Origin of the sequence: Actinomyces sp. HMSC08A09 (assembly GCF_001807465.1) — a bacterium.
GTDB lineage: Bacteria > Actinomycetota > Actinomycetes > Actinomycetales > Actinomycetaceae > Actinomyces > Actinomyces oris.
This window is the reverse complement of the sequence record NZ_KV789074.1, coordinates 63,395-77,700: the sequence shown is the minus strand read 5'-3', so window position 1 is coordinate 77,700 and position 14,306 is coordinate 63,395. Positions and strand designations below refer to the sequence as shown.

15 protein-coding genes are annotated in these 14,306 nt (G+C 70.4%); 1 reads left to right on the top strand and 14 read right to left on the bottom strand.

Annotation, left to right across the window (positions count from 1 at the left end):
• Window positions 1-37: 37 nt before the first annotated feature.
• Genes HMPREF3165_RS00380 through clpS form a run of 5 tightly spaced genes read right to left on the bottom strand, consistent with a single transcriptional unit; the run spans window position 38 to window position 3,262 of the window.
• Complete coding sequence (locus tag HMPREF3165_RS00380; protein WP_256274612.1) at window positions 38-568, bottom strand: DUF3054 domain-containing protein; 531 nt, start codon at window positions 566-568, stop codon at window positions 38-40.
• The gene (locus HMPREF3165_RS00375; RefSeq protein ID WP_070509908.1) at window positions 565-1,362 is read right to left on the bottom strand and encodes an MBL fold metallo-hydrolase; all 798 of its coding nucleotides are present in this window, start codon (window positions 1,360-1,362) and stop codon (window positions 565-567) included. Before HMPREF3165_RS00375 ends, HMPREF3165_RS00380 begins: the two co-directional genes overlap by 4 nt.
• The gene (gene murI / locus HMPREF3165_RS00370) at window positions 1,359-2,222 is read right to left on the bottom strand and encodes a glutamate racemase (protein ID WP_020991609.1); all 864 of its coding nucleotides are present in this window, start codon (window positions 2,220-2,222) and stop codon (window positions 1,359-1,361) included. Before murI ends, HMPREF3165_RS00375 begins: the two co-directional genes overlap by 4 nt.
• A 30-nt stretch (window positions 2,223-2,252) precedes the next feature.
• The gene (locus HMPREF3165_RS00365; RefSeq protein WP_020991610.1) at window positions 2,253-2,933 is read right to left on the bottom strand and encodes a DUF2017 family protein; all 681 of its coding nucleotides are present in this window, start codon (window positions 2,931-2,933) and stop codon (window positions 2,253-2,255) included.
• Window positions 2,933-3,262, bottom strand: a complete 330-nt coding sequence (clpS, locus tag HMPREF3165_RS00360) for an ATP-dependent Clp protease adapter ClpS (protein ID WP_020991611.1) — start codon at window positions 3,260-3,262, stop codon at window positions 2,933-2,935. Before clpS ends, HMPREF3165_RS00365 begins: the two co-directional genes overlap by 1 nt.
• A 38-nt stretch (window positions 3,263-3,300) precedes the next feature.
• On the opposite strand from clpS, the gene HMPREF3165_RS00355 reads away from it, so the two are divergent.
• Window positions 3,301-4,713 (top strand): nicotinate phosphoribosyltransferase, encoded by a 1,413-nt coding sequence (locus HMPREF3165_RS00355; RefSeq protein ID WP_083303125.1) that lies wholly within the window; start codon window positions 3,301-3,303, stop codon window positions 4,711-4,713.
• A gap of 102 nt (window positions 4,714-4,815) precedes the next feature.
• Here the strand turns inward: HMPREF3165_RS00355 and HMPREF3165_RS00350 are convergent, their stop codons facing one another.
• The 9 genes from HMPREF3165_RS00350 to HMPREF3165_RS00310 form a co-directional block, all read right to left on the bottom strand.
• Complete coding sequence (locus tag HMPREF3165_RS00350; RefSeq protein WP_070509905.1) at window positions 4,816-6,639, bottom strand: DEAD/DEAH box helicase; 1,824 nt, start codon at window positions 6,637-6,639, stop codon at window positions 4,816-4,818.
• Entirely contained in the window at window positions 6,636-7,001 is a 366-nt protein-coding gene (locus HMPREF3165_RS00345; RefSeq protein ID WP_004565276.1) for a DUF3039 domain-containing protein, read from the bottom strand. The genes HMPREF3165_RS00350 and HMPREF3165_RS00345 overlap by 4 nt, the downstream gene beginning before the upstream one ends.
• A gap of 91 nt (window positions 7,002-7,092) precedes the next feature.
• Window positions 7,093-7,833 (bottom strand): glucosamine-6-phosphate deaminase, encoded by a 741-nt coding sequence (gene nagB / locus HMPREF3165_RS00340; protein WP_070509902.1) that lies wholly within the window; start codon window positions 7,831-7,833, stop codon window positions 7,093-7,095.
• Between the two features lie 140 nt (window positions 7,834-7,973).
• The gene (locus tag HMPREF3165_RS00335) at window positions 7,974-9,698 is read right to left on the bottom strand and encodes a transporter (protein ID WP_070509899.1); all 1,725 of its coding nucleotides are present in this window, start codon (window positions 9,696-9,698) and stop codon (window positions 7,974-7,976) included.
• Window positions 9,674-10,519, bottom strand: coding sequence for an ABC transporter ATP-binding protein (locus HMPREF3165_RS00330; protein WP_029316630.1), 846 nt, complete (start codon window positions 10,517-10,519; stop codon window positions 9,674-9,676). Before HMPREF3165_RS00330 ends, HMPREF3165_RS00335 begins: the two co-directional genes overlap by 25 nt.
• A 204-nt stretch (window positions 10,520-10,723) precedes the next feature.
• On the bottom strand, window positions 10,724-11,005 hold the full coding sequence (locus HMPREF3165_RS00325) for an HU family DNA-binding protein (protein ID WP_003783064.1): 282 nt from the start codon (window positions 11,003-11,005) through the stop codon (window positions 10,724-10,726).
• A 202-nt stretch (window positions 11,006-11,207) separates the two neighbouring features.
• Entirely contained in the window at window positions 11,208-11,957 is a 750-nt protein-coding gene (locus tag HMPREF3165_RS00320; RefSeq protein ID WP_070509896.1) for an N-acetylmannosamine-6-phosphate 2-epimerase, read from the bottom strand.
• Window positions 11,958-11,993: 36 nt separating this feature from the next.
• A complete protein-coding gene (locus tag HMPREF3165_RS00315; RefSeq protein ID WP_070509893.1) occupies window positions 11,994-13,034 on the bottom strand; it encodes an ROK family protein in 1,041 nt (346 codons plus the stop codon).
• Between the two features lie 168 nt (window positions 13,035-13,202).
• Complete coding sequence (locus tag HMPREF3165_RS00310; protein WP_070509890.1) at window positions 13,203-14,123, bottom strand: dihydrodipicolinate synthase family protein; 921 nt, start codon at window positions 14,121-14,123, stop codon at window positions 13,203-13,205.
• Window positions 14,124-14,306 lie beyond the last annotated feature (183 nt).

The following is a 14,306-nucleotide window of genomic DNA, read 5'->3' as shown; positions in this document are numbered from 1 at the left end:
CTGTTACCGGAACGAGTCCGGGCCGACCACCGCGGGGCTAGGTACCCTCCCTCTCCTGCTCGGCGAGGCGCCGCGCCACGGGCTTGGGAGTCAAGGAGTCGTGGGCGCGAACATAGCCGTAGAGCCACCTCCATCCGCCCAGGAACACCAGGAGGAAGGCACCGGTCATCACCGCCCAGGAAACCATGGCGGACACGTCGTCGAATGCGGATACCACCTGGCGCAGCACGGTCCAGACCACCCAGCTGACCCCCACGACGATGAGCCCCTCGGGCAGCGCCATCTCCAGGTGATCGGGGCGGGAGCGTCGCACAAGCCAGGTCACGCCCCAGGCGACGAGGAGGGCCGCCCCCGCCTGCCACAGGGAGGCGGGAACCTCCCCCAGGCTGCGGGTGGAGGCGGCACCGAACAGGGCCACGAGGGCCGCCGCCGCCAGGTCGGCGGGAACCACCAGCCACCAGCGAGTCCGTCTCCCCCGGGTCCAGGGGCAGTCCACCCCGTCGGGAAGAGCCGGGGTGAAGGAGACCGTTCTGCGCGGGGCGGGGCGATCGTGCCCGTCAGCGCTCACAGCTCCCAGACGGCATCCGCCGTCGCCGCCTCCAACGGGCCGGAGTAGACGGCTGCGGCCTCCTTGAGGGGCACAGCCGGATCCGTCCAGGGCTGGATGTGGGTGAGGACCAGGTGCCCCGCACCGGCCTGGGCGGCGAGCTCGCCGGCGCGACGCCCCGTCATGTGCATGCCGCCCACGGTGTCGCGGCCCTCGACGAAGGCCGCCTCGGCCAGGAGGAGGTCCACTCCCTGAGCCATGTCGCTCATCGTCTGGCAGATGTCCGTGTCCCCGGTGAAGGCCAGGCTGACCCGACGGGAGGGATCCTCGTCGCTGGGGCCCTCGATCCGGTAGCCGTAGGCCTCCACGGGGTGGAGCGCCTCGAAGGGGGAGATCACCAGGGGGCCCACGCTGTAGGACCTGCCGGGCACGGCGGTGACGAAGCCGAACTCCGTGGCGTAGCGCTCACTGGGCGGGACGCCGTCGACCCCCTGGAGACGCTCCAGCAGCTCCGAGGGCCCCAGGCAGGCCACCGGCCCGAGCGCCCCGGTGGGCAGCCAGCGCCGGTAGACGTGCATGCCCACCAGGTCCACCATGTGATCGGCGTGGCAGTGGGAGATCGCAATGGCGTCGAGCTCGGCGGGATCGAGGTGGCGCAGCAGCTGCCCCATCGACCCGGGCCCGAGGTCCAGCACGATCGAGTAGGTGCGCACCGCGCCGTCGGCGTCGACTCCTTCGGCCTGCACCAGGTAGGAGGAGGCCGAGGACTGGGGGCCCGACATGGAGCCGGAGCAGCCGATAATCGTGAGTCTCATGCAGATCCTTGGTGGGAGGTGGGAGGTGAGGGAGGGTGGGGCAGCCCGGCAGGGGCGCCGGCTGCCCCAGGGGCGAAGGCGACATGCTCAACGGCGGTGACCTCGGGGCCCAGGAAGCGCCGGGCCAGGACGGAGAAGGCCTCCGGGTCGCCGGTGGAGGCGAAGTCATGGCGCGGTTCAGGGGCCTCCGGCCCGCGCAGAAGGTTCTTGCCGGCCAGTGCCCGGTAGACGTCCTTGGCGGTCTCGTCCGAAGAGGTCACCAGGGTCACGTCCCGCCCCATGACATAGGAGATCGGCCCCACCAGCAACGGGTAGTGGGTGCAGCCGAGGATGAGGGTGTCCACACCGGCGGCCTTGATGGGGGCCAGGTACTCCTCGGCGACGTCGAGCACCTCCGGGCCGGTGGTCACCCCCCGCTCGGCCAGCTCGACGAAGCGCGGGCAGGCCTGAGAGACGAGCTCGACGCCGGGGACGGCCTGGAGGGCGTCGTCGTAGGCGCGCGAGTCGACCGTCCCGCGGGTGGCGATCAGCCCTACCTTGCCGTTGCGGGTCACTCGGGCCGCGGTACGTGCCGCCGGGTGGATGACCTCGATGACCGGAACTCCCCGTCCCAGGGTGTAGCGCTCCCGCGCATCGTGCAGGACGGCCGCCGAGGCGGTGTTGCAGGCGATGACGAGCAGCTTGACCCCTCGGTCCACGAGCTCGTCCATGATGCCCAGAGCCAGCGACCGGACCTCGGCGATGTCCCTGGGACCGTAGGGACTGTTGGCGGTGTCCCCGATGTAGAGCACCTGCTCATGGGGCAGCTGGTCGAGGACAGAACGGGCGACGGTGAGGCCACCGACCCCAGAGTCGAACATCCCGATCGGAGCATCATTCACACCGCGAGACTATGCGGGCCCTGTGCCCCCGAACAGCGCGGATACCAGTGATTCCTGCCACCAGGTGACCATGTCGTAGACGAGCGCCGTCCCCCGGTACCACTGCTCGCGAGAGGTCTCCTCCTCGGGGGCCTCCTGGAAGGCGGCTGCGTGAACGCGCTCGGCGTCCTGAGCCGACTCGATGCCCAGACGCTGGGCCAGCACGAGCCGGATGTCATTGCTCGCCCCCAGCCAGTCGGACTCCTGGCCCGGGGCCACGAGCACCGTTCCCTCAGGGCCCGACGGCGCCCGCAGCTCGGCGGCCAGGCGCGCCAGGCGGTCGACCTTGTCACCCCGCAGGCGCGCACGAGTCAGGCTGCTGACCTCCATCGAGGTGATGGGATCCTCCGAGGCCTGCGGGAGCAGGACGGCGATAACGGGGTCCGCGCTCGGGCGGCCGGGGTGAACGTGGTTGGTCGGCGCATCGAGGTCGAAGTCCAGGGCCTCCAGGACCTTACGATCCCGCTCGCTCTCCCCCGGGCGGACCGGGTCGGGACGCGACGGCGAGGAGGTCTCGGACTGGCCGGCCCCCTGGGGAGCATCCGCTTGGAGAAGGGCCCTCACCTCCAGGGCCAGCCTGGCCAGGAGCTCGCGCTCCCAGTCGTCAAGGCCGCAGGCCAGCCCCTCGGGGACGCGGCGGAAGGCTCGCATCAGCGCCCTCCTGAAGAGTCGCCAGCACCGGCGTCGTCACCCACGGGCTCGATGGTGGCGCGCAGGCCGTATCCGTGCATCGCCGTGACATCGACCTCCATGCGCTCGCGGGCTCCCTGGGAGACCACGGCGCGGCCGGTGGTGTGCACCTGCATCATCCGGGCCTCGGCCACAGGCAGCGAGAAACCGAAGTAGGAGTGGAACACCCAGGTCACATAGCTCATCGTGTTCACCGGGTCGTCGTGAACCACGGTGCACCACAGGCGCTGGGCACGGACGCGCGACTCCTCCAGGATCTCCGGTTCCGCAACGGGCAACGAGGTGCTCATACCACCAGGGTAGCGGTGAGCCGCGATAGGTTGTTCCCGTGAACAGCTACGCGCCCTCTGCCGATTCCACCGCCGCCTCCGTGGACGTGTCCACGGCCTCAACCTCCCTGCTGACCGACATGTACGAGCTCACGATGCTGCAAGGAGCACTGGCATCGGGGGCCGCCTCACGGCGCAGCGTCTTCGAGCTCTTCGGCCGCAGGCTCCCCGGGTCACGCCGCTTCGGTGTGGTGGCGGGCACCGGTCGGCTGCTGGACGCCATCGAGGCCTTCACCTTCACCCCCGCCCAGATCGACTTCCTGCACCGCACCGGGGTCGTCAACGACGAGACCCTGGACTTCCTGCGCGACTACCGCTTCTCCGGGACGATCCGCGGCTACGCCGAGGGCGAGTGCTACTTCGCCGGCTCTCCGCTGCTGACCGTGGAGGGCACCTTCGCCGAGGCCTGCATCCTGGAGACCCTGGCCCTGTCGATCTACAACTACGACTGCGCCGTCGCCGCAGCCGCCTCCCGTATGACCATCGCCGCCCACGGGCGCCCCTGCGTGGACTTCGGGGCACGCCGGGCCCACGAGCAGGCAGCCGTCGCCGCGGCCAGGGCCTCGGTCGTCGGCGGTTTCGTGGGAACGAGCAACCTGGAGGCGGGGCTCCTCTACGGCATTCCCACCGTGGGGACCTCGGCCCACTCCTTCACCCTCCTGCACGACACCGAGGAGGAGGCCTTCGCGGCGCAGGTGGCCAGCCTCGGACCGAGCACCACGATCCTGGTGGACACCTACGACATCGCCACCGGCGTGGAGCGGGCGGTCAAGGCGGCCCGTGCCGCGGGCGGTGAGCTCGGGGCGGTGCGCCTGGACTCCGGCGACCTGGTGGCTGAGGCCTTCAAGGTGCGCGCCCAGCTCGACGCCCTGGGGGCGACCTCGACGAAAATCACCGTCACCAACGACCTCGATGAGCACGCCATCGCGGCACTGGGGGCGGCCCCCGTGGACTCCTACGGTGTGGGCACCAAGCTCGTGACGGGCTCGGGGCGCCCGACTGCGGCGCTCGTCTACAAGCTGGTGGAGCGCGAGGGCGCCAACGGCACCATGGAGGAGGTCGCCAAGTTCTCCTCGGGCGGCAAGTCCACCGTGGGCGGCCGCAAGTGGGCCGGCCGCATCCTGACCTCCGAGGGCACGGCCGCCGAGGAGCTGGTGGTCGCCTCGAGCTCGCAGGACGAGGGGATGTCGGCTTTGAGCCAGGCCGGTGCCCGGCCGCTTCAGGTGCTTCTGGTCGATGAGGGCCGGATTATCGAGGAGCACCGCGGCAAGGAGGCCTTGAGCGCCGCGGCGGAGCGGCACCGGGCGTCGCGCGCCGAGCTCCCCTACGACGCCTGGCGTCTGAGCGACGGCGAGTCGGCGCTGCCGACCCGTCACGTCGACCTCGACGGGCGAGGCGCCACCCGACGCTGACCGCCGGCCAGGGGCGCATCCCGCCCCTGGCCAGCGCTCCTTGTCAGCGTTATCGGCCTTATCAGCGTTGTCGGCGTTGTGTCCTCAGCCTTATCAGCGTTGTCAGCGCTTGCCGACGAACCAGCGCCGCAGGGTCTGGATGCGCTTCTCGATCTCCTCGGTGGAGGCCGCCGCGACCTCCGGCCCCCCGCACACGCGCCTGAGCTCGTTGTGGACGACGCCGTGGGGCTGGCTCGAGCGGCGGGCCCAGGCGGCCACCAGCTGGGAGAGCTCCTTACGGGCCGCTGCCCGCCGCCGGGCGTCGTCGACGCCTGAGTTCTTCCGCCTCTGCGCCTCGGCGGCGGCCTGCTTCTTCTGGGAGGCGATCTGCTTGTCCTGGCGCTGGCGCAGCAGGGCGGTCACCTGCTCGGGCTCCAGCAGACCGGGCAGCCCCAGGTACTCCTGCTCCTCGATACTGCCCACCATGGCGCCGGTGCCGAACTCGCCGCCGTCGAAGAGCACGCGGTCGAACTCGGCCTGGCTATCCATGGCCTCGAAGCCCGGCAGCAGCTCGGCCGAGGCGTTCTCAGTCTTGTTGGCCTCGGCGAGGAGCCGGTCCTCGGGGCTGAACAGGGCGTCCTCCTGCGCCGCCGAGTCGGGGCGGCTCAGGACATGGTCGCGGGCCACCTCCATCTCGCCGGCCAGGGCCAGCAGCGGCGTGACCGAGGGGAGGAACACCGAGGCAGTCTCGCCCCTCGCCCGCGAGCGCACGAAGCGCCCCACGGCCTGGGCGAAGAAGAGCGGGGTGGAGGTGGAGGTGGCGTAGACGCCCACGGCCAGGCGGGGCACGTCCACTCCCTCGGAGACCATACGCACGGCCACCAGCCAGCGGTCGGTGGAGGCGGAGAAGGCCTCGATGCGGCTGGAGGCACCGTTGTCGTCGGAGAGGACCACGGTGGGGGCCTCGCCGGTGATGGCGCGCAGCTGCTTGGCGTAGGCGCGGGCCTTGGCCTGGTCGGAGGCGATGACGAGGGCTCCGGCGTCGGGGACCTGGCGGCGCACCTCGGTCAGGCGCTGGTCGGCGGCGGCCAGGACCGCGGGGATCCACTCCCCCGCCGGGTCGAGCGCGGTGCGCCAGGCCTGGGACTCCAGGTCCTTGGTGAGGGGCTCGCCCAGGCGCGCCGCGACCTCGTCGCCGGCCTTGGTGCGCCACCGCATCTGCCCCGAGTAGGACATGAACATCACCGGGCGCACGACTCCGTCGCGCAGGGCGTCGGAGTAGCCGTAGGAGTAGTCCGCCTGGGAGCGTTTCGCCCCGGAGGCGTCCTCCTTGTACCGCACGAAGGGGATCGGGGAGGTGTCGGAGCGGAAGGGCGTTCCGGTCAGGGCCAGTCGCCTCCGTGCCGGGGTGAAGGCCTCCCGGATCGCGTCTCCCCAGCTCAGGGCGTCTCCCCCGTGGTGGATCTCGTCGAGGATGACCAGGGTGCGGGCCTGGTCGGTGCGGGCGCGGTGCAGGTTGGCGTTGGCTGCCACCTGGGCGTAGGTCAGGGCGACGCCGTCGAAGCGCGAGCCGAGCGCTCCTTGGGAGTTGGAGTAGGAGGGGTCGATATGGATGCCGACACGGGCGGCGGCCTCGGCCCACTGGTACTTGAGGTGCTCAGTGGGGCAGACGATCGTCACCTTGTGGACGTCTCCGGAGCTGAGCAGCTCGGTGGCCACCCGCAGCGCGAAGGTCGTCTTGCCGGCCCCAGGGGTGGCCACCGCCAGGAAGTCCTGGGGCATCGTCTCCAGGTACTGCCCGAGCGCAGCGGCCTGCCAGGCGCGCAGTGAACCTGCTGTTCCCCAGGCGGCGCGGCGCGGGTAGGCCGGGGAGAGGTTCTGGGCCGCCGACGTCGAGGCTCGCGTCGGGGTGGTATGGGTCGCCTGGCCGCCGCGGGCGGCGTTCACCGACCGCCTCGCCCGAACGGGAAGCGGGGGAAGCGAGGCCCCTTGCCGTCGCCGGAGCCCTCCCCGTTGCGCATCTCCTCGTAGATGGACTTGCAGGTGGGGCACACCGGGTACTTCGACGGGTCGCGCCCGGGCGTCCACACCTTGCCGCACAGGGCGACGACGGGACGCCCGGTGACAGCGGCCGCGGCGATCTTGTCCTTGCGGACGTAGTGGGCGAAGCGGTCGGCGTCGCCGTCGTCGGTCGACTGGAGCTCCTCGCGCTCCAGGACAGCCGTACCGACGCCCTGGGTGGGCTCGGCGGCCGGGTCTGTCGGGGCTCCGGGCGATCCGGGATCGGCACTGGCGAGGACATCTGTCATGCCGCCCAGTGTAGGTCGGACAGCGCGCACCGGCAGTCGCCCGCCCCGCCCCTGTGGGCAGGCTCTCCCTTGAGGAGAGCCTGCGCCGTCGTCAGTGCGTCGAGGTGAGCCGGCTGGCGGCGGCGGGATCGACCAGCACGAGGGCGTCGTCGTGGCGCTGCATGACGGTCGCAGGCCACTGGGCGCTGACCTCCCCTTCGACGAGCTGGGCGATGGCCTCGGCCTTGCCCTCACCGGTGGCGATGAGGACCAGCTTGCGGGCCTCCATGATGGTGGCCAGCCCCTGGGTGATGCACTGGGTGGGCACGGCCTCGACGTCGCCGCCGAAGAAGCGGGCGTTGTCCCGGCGGGTCTGCTCGTGGAGCTCGCCCAGGTGCGTGCGCGAGTCGAGGGCGCCACCGGGTTCGTTGAACCCGATGTGCCCGTCGGAGCCGATGCCGAGGATCTGCAGGTCGCAGTACCCGGCCGCAGCCATCTGCGCCTCGTATTCCCGGCAGGCGGCCTCAAGGTCCTCGCTCAGCGCGTCCGGGCCGTGGAGGGCGCCGGGGCGCATGTCGACGCGGGAGCGCAGATTGGTCTCCATGAAGGTGGCGTAGCGCTCCGGGTGGCCTGCGGGCAGGCCGACGTACTCGTCGAGCATGAATCCGGTGACCTCGGCGAAGCTGAGGCGTCCGGCGGCGCAGCGAGCGGTGAGCTCGTCGTACAGGGGCAGGGGCGAGGAGCCTGTGGCGGTCCCCAGCACGGCTGCCGGTTTGTCCTTGAGCAGCGCCTCGATCTCGTCGGCCGCCCGCTGCGCGATCGCCTGCGCGGAATCCAGAATGACAAGCTGCACGGTGATGTCCTCTCTGACACAACAACTAGTGGTATGGGGTGTACGGATCTCTGAGAGCCGCTCACTGAGTGAGCGAGTTTAAAGCAATCCTACCCCGAGTCATCAGAATCAATCACACCGTTGTGGTGTGACCAGGGCGATCACACCGGCTGGGAGTGTCCCGGCCAGGTGCGGATCGTGGCAAGAACCTGAGGTCCTCGCCGATCCAGCACCCGCCCGCCGAAGACGACTCCGCCCCACAGCAGCAGACCGCACCACACGACCCCCGCGACGAGCGCCACCCAACCCCACACCGGCGCGCCTTGGACGACGCCGTAGACCGCCACACCCAGGACAGGGGAGCACACGGCCAGCAGAAGCAGGATCGCCGCCATCTGAATGAGCGCGGCCAGGAAGGCCGTCCCCGAGGTCCGCGAGCGCATGGGGCTGTCCCCGGGGGCGAGTGTCTCGTAGGGCAGCAGGACGCTGGCGAGGCAGGACCAGGCCAGCGCACAGCCGTAGAGCGCCAGGCAGGCACCGGTGACGGCGGGCAGCGCCTCCCATCGTCCTGTCCACGCGACCATGAGCAGGTCGATGACGACCAGCGCGGGAACCTGCCACACGGCCGCCCCGACCACCCGCCCCAGACGGTCGTGGGCCCCACGGATCCCGGCGCTGATATGACTCCACAGGGCGGTGGAGTCCAGGCCGAGGTCATCGTGGATCGCCCATCCCATGAAGACGGCCAGGGCGGGAGCCATGAACAGCAGCGGGGCCGGCGCGTGCCCGAGGGCGAAGCTGGTGTCGACCGGCTGGCCGTTGACGCCGGCGGAGAATCGGCTGGAGTTGAGAGCAGGCCCCAGAACGATCACAACGGGAAGGAGCAGGGCGGACAGGAACTGAACCAGGTACCTGGGATCGGTGCGCCAGTAGCGCAGGCTGCGGGCCGCCACGGCGGCGGCGGGCGCGGGCAGGGCGGCGGCGAACCTGCGGGCCCATGGCAGCACGTCGGGCAGGCCCTGATGCTGTACGTCGGAACCCGCGCCGTCGGCTGCGTAGGCCCGCGTCCGGGTGTGCGATGTCCCCGGAGAGGTCATCACCTTGCCCACCACACGCTGCCACAGGGGCAGCAGGATCACAGGGAGCATCCATGCTCCGACCGCCAGCGCCAGTGCCGCCGGCACGGAACCGGTGGCCATGAGACCAGGGGCCGCGAAGGCCCACCCGAAGGGGCTCAGCCCCATGACCTTGGCCAGGGTCCGGAGCTGTTGAAGAAAGCCGGTGGGATCGTCCCCGAGAATCCGGGGGATGAGATTCGGTGCCTGCGTCACCACCAAGAAGAAGACGAAGGCGATGATCGCCGTCGTCTCACGCCCCCGGCGCGAGGAGGAGATGCCCGCGGCCGTCACGATGATCCGGGACAGCAGGACGCAGGCGGCCAGGGCGGCCGGAGCGCACAGCAGCGCCAGGAGCGCCGCCGCGAGCTGGCCCGCCAGCAGCCAGGTGAGAACTGGGATGAGGCAGACGGCAGCCGTGATGCAACCGGGAATCCCCAGGGCACCAGCGGCCAGCAGGCCGAGCGCCAGCCCTCTGGACGGAGCGGCCCAGGCCGCCATGGCGCGGGGATCCAGGGTGGAGTCGACCCCGGTGACGAGCAGTGGCACCACGGCCCAACCGGCCACCAGCAGCGCCCCGAGAGCCCCGAGAACCAGCCCGATGACGTCAGGGGCGGCCTTGAGCCCCAGCCCGACGGCGCCGGCCAGCACCATGACGAGCGCCCCGATACCGTAGAGGGCCCCGAACACGGTCCCGATGATGGCCCAGACGTTCTTGGTCAGCGCGTTGAGGGTCAGACGCCACTTCAGCTTGACGAGGGTCGCAACCATGACAGCCCCTCCGTTCGCACGTGGCCCCCCACCAGCTCGGTGAAGCGCTGCTCAAGGTCCGCGCCGGCGGCGACCTGCTCCGTCGTGCCTGCGGCGACGACCCTGCCGGCATTGATGATGGCCACGTGGTCGCACAGGCGCTGCACCGTGGCCATGACGTGGCTGGAGATGACCACCGTGCCGCCGGCGGCGGCGTAGTCCCGCAGGATCGCCTGGATCGTCTGGGCGGAGATCGGGTCGACAGCCTCGAAGGGCTCATCCAGGACCAGGATGGAGGGCGAGTGCACCATGGCGCAGGCCAGGTGGATCTTCTTGCGCATACCCGCCGAGTAGTCGGCGACCAGGGTGGTTCCGGCATCCCACAGCCCCAGTACCTTGACCAGCTCGGTCGCCCGGGGCACGACGACGTCGCGCTCGAGCCCACGCAGGAGTCCGGAGTAGGTGACGAGCTCAAGACCGTTGAGACGGTCGAAGGTGCGCAGCCCGTCGGGCAGGACCCCCAGAAGGGTCTTGGCCCGCTGAGGCTGCGTCCACACGTCGACGCCATGAACGAGGACCTGACCGGCGTCGGGTCGCAGCAGGCCGGTGGCCATCGACAGGCTGGTCGTCTTGCCCGCTCCGTTGGGCCCGACGATGCCGTAGAAGCTGGACACGGGAATGTCGAGGCTCAACCGATCCACCGCGACTTTGCGATCGAAGGCCTTGACCAGCCCCCTCATCTGAAGTGCCGGAACGGAGGCAGGAGCGGGCGAGGCCCCGGCCAGTGCGCCAACCGCGTCTGTGCCGTCGGGCGAGCTCACCGCGAATGTGGAAGCAGACATGTTTCCACTGTAAAAGCCTTATCCTATTCAGCCCTCCGCCGCAGGGAGGAGATCACTGATCCCGACATCCTCCCGGAGAACCGCCCTGAGCTTCATCAGCCCGATGAGGAGGGAACCGCTGGAGAACACGATTCGGCCCGTTGCCACGCCTCGACTGGGCGGCAACGGGCCGGAATCAGGACATCAGGGGCGCGGCCCCACGTATCACTCGGCGACAGCCTTCTTCAGCGAGGAGCCGACGGTGACCTTGACACCGTAGCCGGCGGGGATCTGAATCTCCTCACCGGTGCGGGGGTTGCGGCCAGTGCGTGCGGCACGCTCGACGCGCTCGATACCCATGAGGCCGGTGATCTTCACGGCCTCACCCTTGGCGACGTTCTCAACGAGGACATCCTGGAAGGCTCCCAGGAAGGCGTCGGCGTCGGTCTTGGTCAGGCCGGCCTTCTCGGCGATGGCGGCGATGAGCTCGGTGCGGTTGACGGACATGTCTTCCCTCTCGATCGTGGACGGACACCCTTGTGTGGTGCCACTTCTGGCAACGCTACGCATAAAACCTTGGGTTTGTCAGGTCAGACCGGAGTGTCGCGCTGGGTAGCGAGTAACAATTCGCACATTTGCGCCACAGCAGTCACATCCGTCACACACGGAGCGAGTCGCGGAACGGCGCCGTTTCCTTGCGCCCTTCCGCTCATTCCTTCCACAGGGCACCGGGCAGCGCGCTGGCGAACCACGAGGTGATGGTCGTCGGGTGGGTGATGGCGGTTCCGACGACGACGGCGAAGGCGCCGTGCTCCATGGCGGCGGCCGCCTGCGCGGGCGTGTGGACCCTGCCCTCCACCACCAGCGGGACCTCCGCGATGCCGGCGACCTGGTCGACGAGCTCGAGGTCGGGCCCGTCGGTCTTGGGACGCTCCCCGGTGTAGCCGGCCAGGGTGGTCCCCAGGATGTCCACTCCCGCGTCCTGTGCGGCCTTGGCGTCATCCAGGGAGCCGCAGTCGGCCATGATGAGGACCTCGGGGCGGGCCGCTCGCAGCCCCTCGACGGTCTGGGCCAGGCTCAGCCCGTCGGGGCGGGGGCGCCGGGTGCCGTCCAGTGCCACGATCTGGCTTCCGGTGGCGGCCACGGCGATGGCGTGGGTGAGGGTCGGGGTGATGAAGACGCCGTCGTGCCCGTCCTTCCACAGGCCGATGACGGGGACGTCGACGTGCTGGCAGATGAGGGCCAGGTCCGCCAGTCCTTGTGCACGGATACCGACGGCGCCGCCGGCGACGCATGCCTGGGCCACCTGGTCCATGGTGCGGGGGTCGCGCATGGGCTCGCCCGGGTAGGCCTGGGCGGAGGCGATGAGCCCTCCCCTGAGGCGTTCCAGGATGGGGTGTCCCCCCGCCGTGGCGCCCTGCGCCTGCGTTGACGGCTCTGAAGATGACTGCTCGGTCATAGGTGTGTCCTGTCTGATGGCGCCCAAGCCCGGCGGCTAGGGGCGGTGGTTGTCGTTGCTGGTAACCAGGGCGAGGGCACCGCGAGCCGCGCCGACGATCGGCGCGGTGGTCCCCAGGGTGGCGGGAAGGATCTTGATGGGAGCCAGGGGGTCGATGATCTCTGCGGCGAAGGTCTGCCGCAGGGGCTCCCACCACAGGTCACCGGCGCGGGCCAGGCCACCGGAGACGACGACGACGTCGGGGTCGATCACGGTGACCAGTCCTGCCAGGGCTCTGCCCAGGCAGGTGGCCGAGTCGCGGTAGACCTCCGCGGCGATGTCGTCCCCGGCAGCGGCGCGCTCCTCAACCCCGCGGGCGTCGGGAACGTCGAGGTCTCCGCCCTTGTCCAGGTAGCGGCGGTGGATCTGGGGTCCGGCGGTGATGCCCTCCAGGTGCCCCGTCCTGCCGCAGGTGCAGGGTTCGCCCTGGGCCCCGGGGACGGGGACGTGGCCGATCTCGCCGGCCACATGATGGGCGCCCCTGCGGGTTCGCCCATCGAGGACGAGGGCGCCGCCGACCCCGGTACCCACCGCCACCATGAGGACGACCTCGGCCCCGGTGCCGGCACCGAGCCAGGCCTCTCCGGCGGCGTAGGCGTCGACGTCGTTCTCGACGTGGATCGGCAGCTCACCCAGCCCCTGGGCGGCGAGCCGCTCGCGAACGCCGGCAGCGACCTGCGTGCCGGCCCATCCGGTGATGGCGTCAGTGGCCGACAGGATGGTCCCCCGCTCGACGTCGACGACGCCGGCGGTACCGATCCCGACCGCCGTGATCGCCGCGGCCTTGCCGGGCTCCTGGTGCGTTCCGGTCTCGACGACCGTCGCGATCAGGCCGCTGATGGCATTGAGCATGGCGGTGGGGCCCTCGTGAGCCGGGGTCGGGCAGGAGCTCACCGGTCCTTGCAGGGTCCCTCCGGAGTCGACCAGTGCGGCGGCCATCTTGGTGCCGCCCAGGTCGAGTCCGACGACGAGCGGGGCCTGACCGGACGACGATGATGATGGGGCAAGGGGGGTGGATGGGAGGACATCCTGACTCATGACGCTCTCCGACGGGATGCTGGGCGCTGGCGCACCGGGGTGAAGAATGAATGAGGGGCAGCCGCAGGAGGCCGCCTGGTGCGAGGCTCTAGGCCTCGCCGCTGCCACAGCGGCTGCATGCCCGGATCGGTCGGTGCCGCGACCACCGGCCATGCAGCCGCCGGGACGTCAGATGAGGCCCTGGGCCTTGACGATCTCCAGGACCCGCTCCTTGGTCTCCCCCTCGAGAGCCTTGACGGGGAAGGCCATCTCGTTGGTCGCGATAATCCCAATCGCCTCCATGGCGGTCTTGAAGGCGCCGATACCGGTCGCGTCGGCCGAACGGCCCTGGGGTACGAAGACGATCTCGAAGCCGGCGCAGACCTCGTCCTGGAGGCGGCGCACCTCGTCCCACGCCCCCTGGCGGGAGGCCTTCCACATCTCGGCGTAGCGGACCGGGTCCACGTTGCCGTACCCGGGGACGAGGCCGTCGGCACCCAGCAGCAGCATGCCGTCGACGACGCACTCGTGGCCGGTCAGAAGGGCCAGGGGGTGGCCCGCGGCCTCGTTGGCGGCCACCAGCCTGCGGAAGGCGACGTCGTTGCCGGAGGAGTCCTTGACACCGGCCAGGACGCCCTCCTTGCCCAGCTCGACGAGCAGGTCGCAACCGAGCTTCGCGCCGCCGAGGCGCACGGGGACGTCGTAGGCGAAGACGGGGACGTCGATGGCCGCGGCGATGGCGCGGAAGTGGGCCTTGATCTCCTCCGCGTCGTTGAGCGCGTAGAACGGGCAGGTGGCCACGATCGCCTCGGCGCCCAGGGCGGCTGCCCGACGAGCCTGGTCAATGACCCGGTGGGCAGTGGTGTCGATGGCACCGGCGAGCACCGGGACGCGTCCTGCCGCGGTCTTGACGACCCGCTCGATGACGGCGTCGCGCTGGGCGTCAGTGAGGTAAGCGACCTCTCCGGAGGACCCCAGGGCGAACAGGCCGTTGACACCACCGGCGATGAGGTGCTCGACGACCTTGTCCAGGCTGTCGAAGTCAACCTCGCCCGCGGCGGTGAAAGGGGTGACGACCGGCGGGATGACGCCGGTGAAACGGTTGTCCATTGTGGTGACTCTCTTCATTGAAAGGATATCGGACGTCTGACATCTGACGTCACGAGGTATTGTTGCAGATGCTCCCGGTTGGCGCCACCCCGATGTCTGGGTTTGCCTGCGACCTGATGTACCGGTGAGGGGCGGACCCCAGTGGGCCCACCCCTCACCTGAAGGCGCTGACGCCGCCGGCTG

What these genes read in the sequence shown, in the direction of transcription:
- HMPREF3165_RS00375 (WP_070509908.1), bottom strand. Translation starts at nt 1,362, where the DNA reads ATGAGACTCACGATTATCGGCTGCTCCGGCTCCATGTCGGGCCCCCAG.
- murI (WP_020991609.1), bottom strand. Translation starts at nt 2,222, where the DNA reads ATGTTCGACTCTGGGGTCGGTGGCCTCACCGTCGCCCGTTCTGTCCTC.
- HMPREF3165_RS00365 (WP_020991610.1), bottom strand. Translation starts at nt 2,933, where the DNA reads ATGCGAGCCTTCCGCCGCGTCCCCGAGGGGCTGGCCTGCGGCCTTGAC.
- clpS (WP_020991611.1), bottom strand. Translation starts at nt 3,262, where the DNA reads ATGAGCACCTCGTTGCCCGTTGCGGAACCGGAGATCCTGGAGGAGTCG.
- HMPREF3165_RS00345 (WP_004565276.1), bottom strand. Translation starts at nt 7,001, where the DNA reads ATGACAGATGTCCTCGCCAGTGCCGATCCCGGATCGCCCGGAGCCCCG.
- HMPREF3165_RS00335 (WP_070509899.1), bottom strand. Translation starts at nt 9,698, where the DNA reads ATGGTTGCGACCCTCGTCAAGCTGAAGTGGCGTCTGACCCTCAACGCG.
- HMPREF3165_RS00330 (WP_029316630.1), bottom strand. Translation starts at nt 10,519, where the DNA reads ATGTCTGCTTCCACATTCGCGGTGAGCTCGCCCGACGGCACAGACGCG.
- HMPREF3165_RS00325 (WP_003783064.1), bottom strand. Translation starts at nt 11,005, where the DNA reads ATGTCCGTCAACCGCACCGAGCTCATCGCCGCCATCGCCGAGAAGGCC.
- HMPREF3165_RS00320 (WP_070509896.1), bottom strand. Translation starts at nt 11,957, where the DNA reads ATGACCGAGCAGTCATCTTCAGAGCCGTCAACGCAGGCGCAGGGCGCC.
- HMPREF3165_RS00315 (WP_070509893.1), bottom strand. Translation starts at nt 13,034, where the DNA reads ATGAGTCAGGATGTCCTCCCATCCACCCCCCTTGCCCCATCATCATCG.
- HMPREF3165_RS00310 (WP_070509890.1), bottom strand. Translation starts at nt 14,123, where the DNA reads ATGGACAACCGTTTCACCGGCGTCATCCCGCCGGTCGTCACCCCTTTC.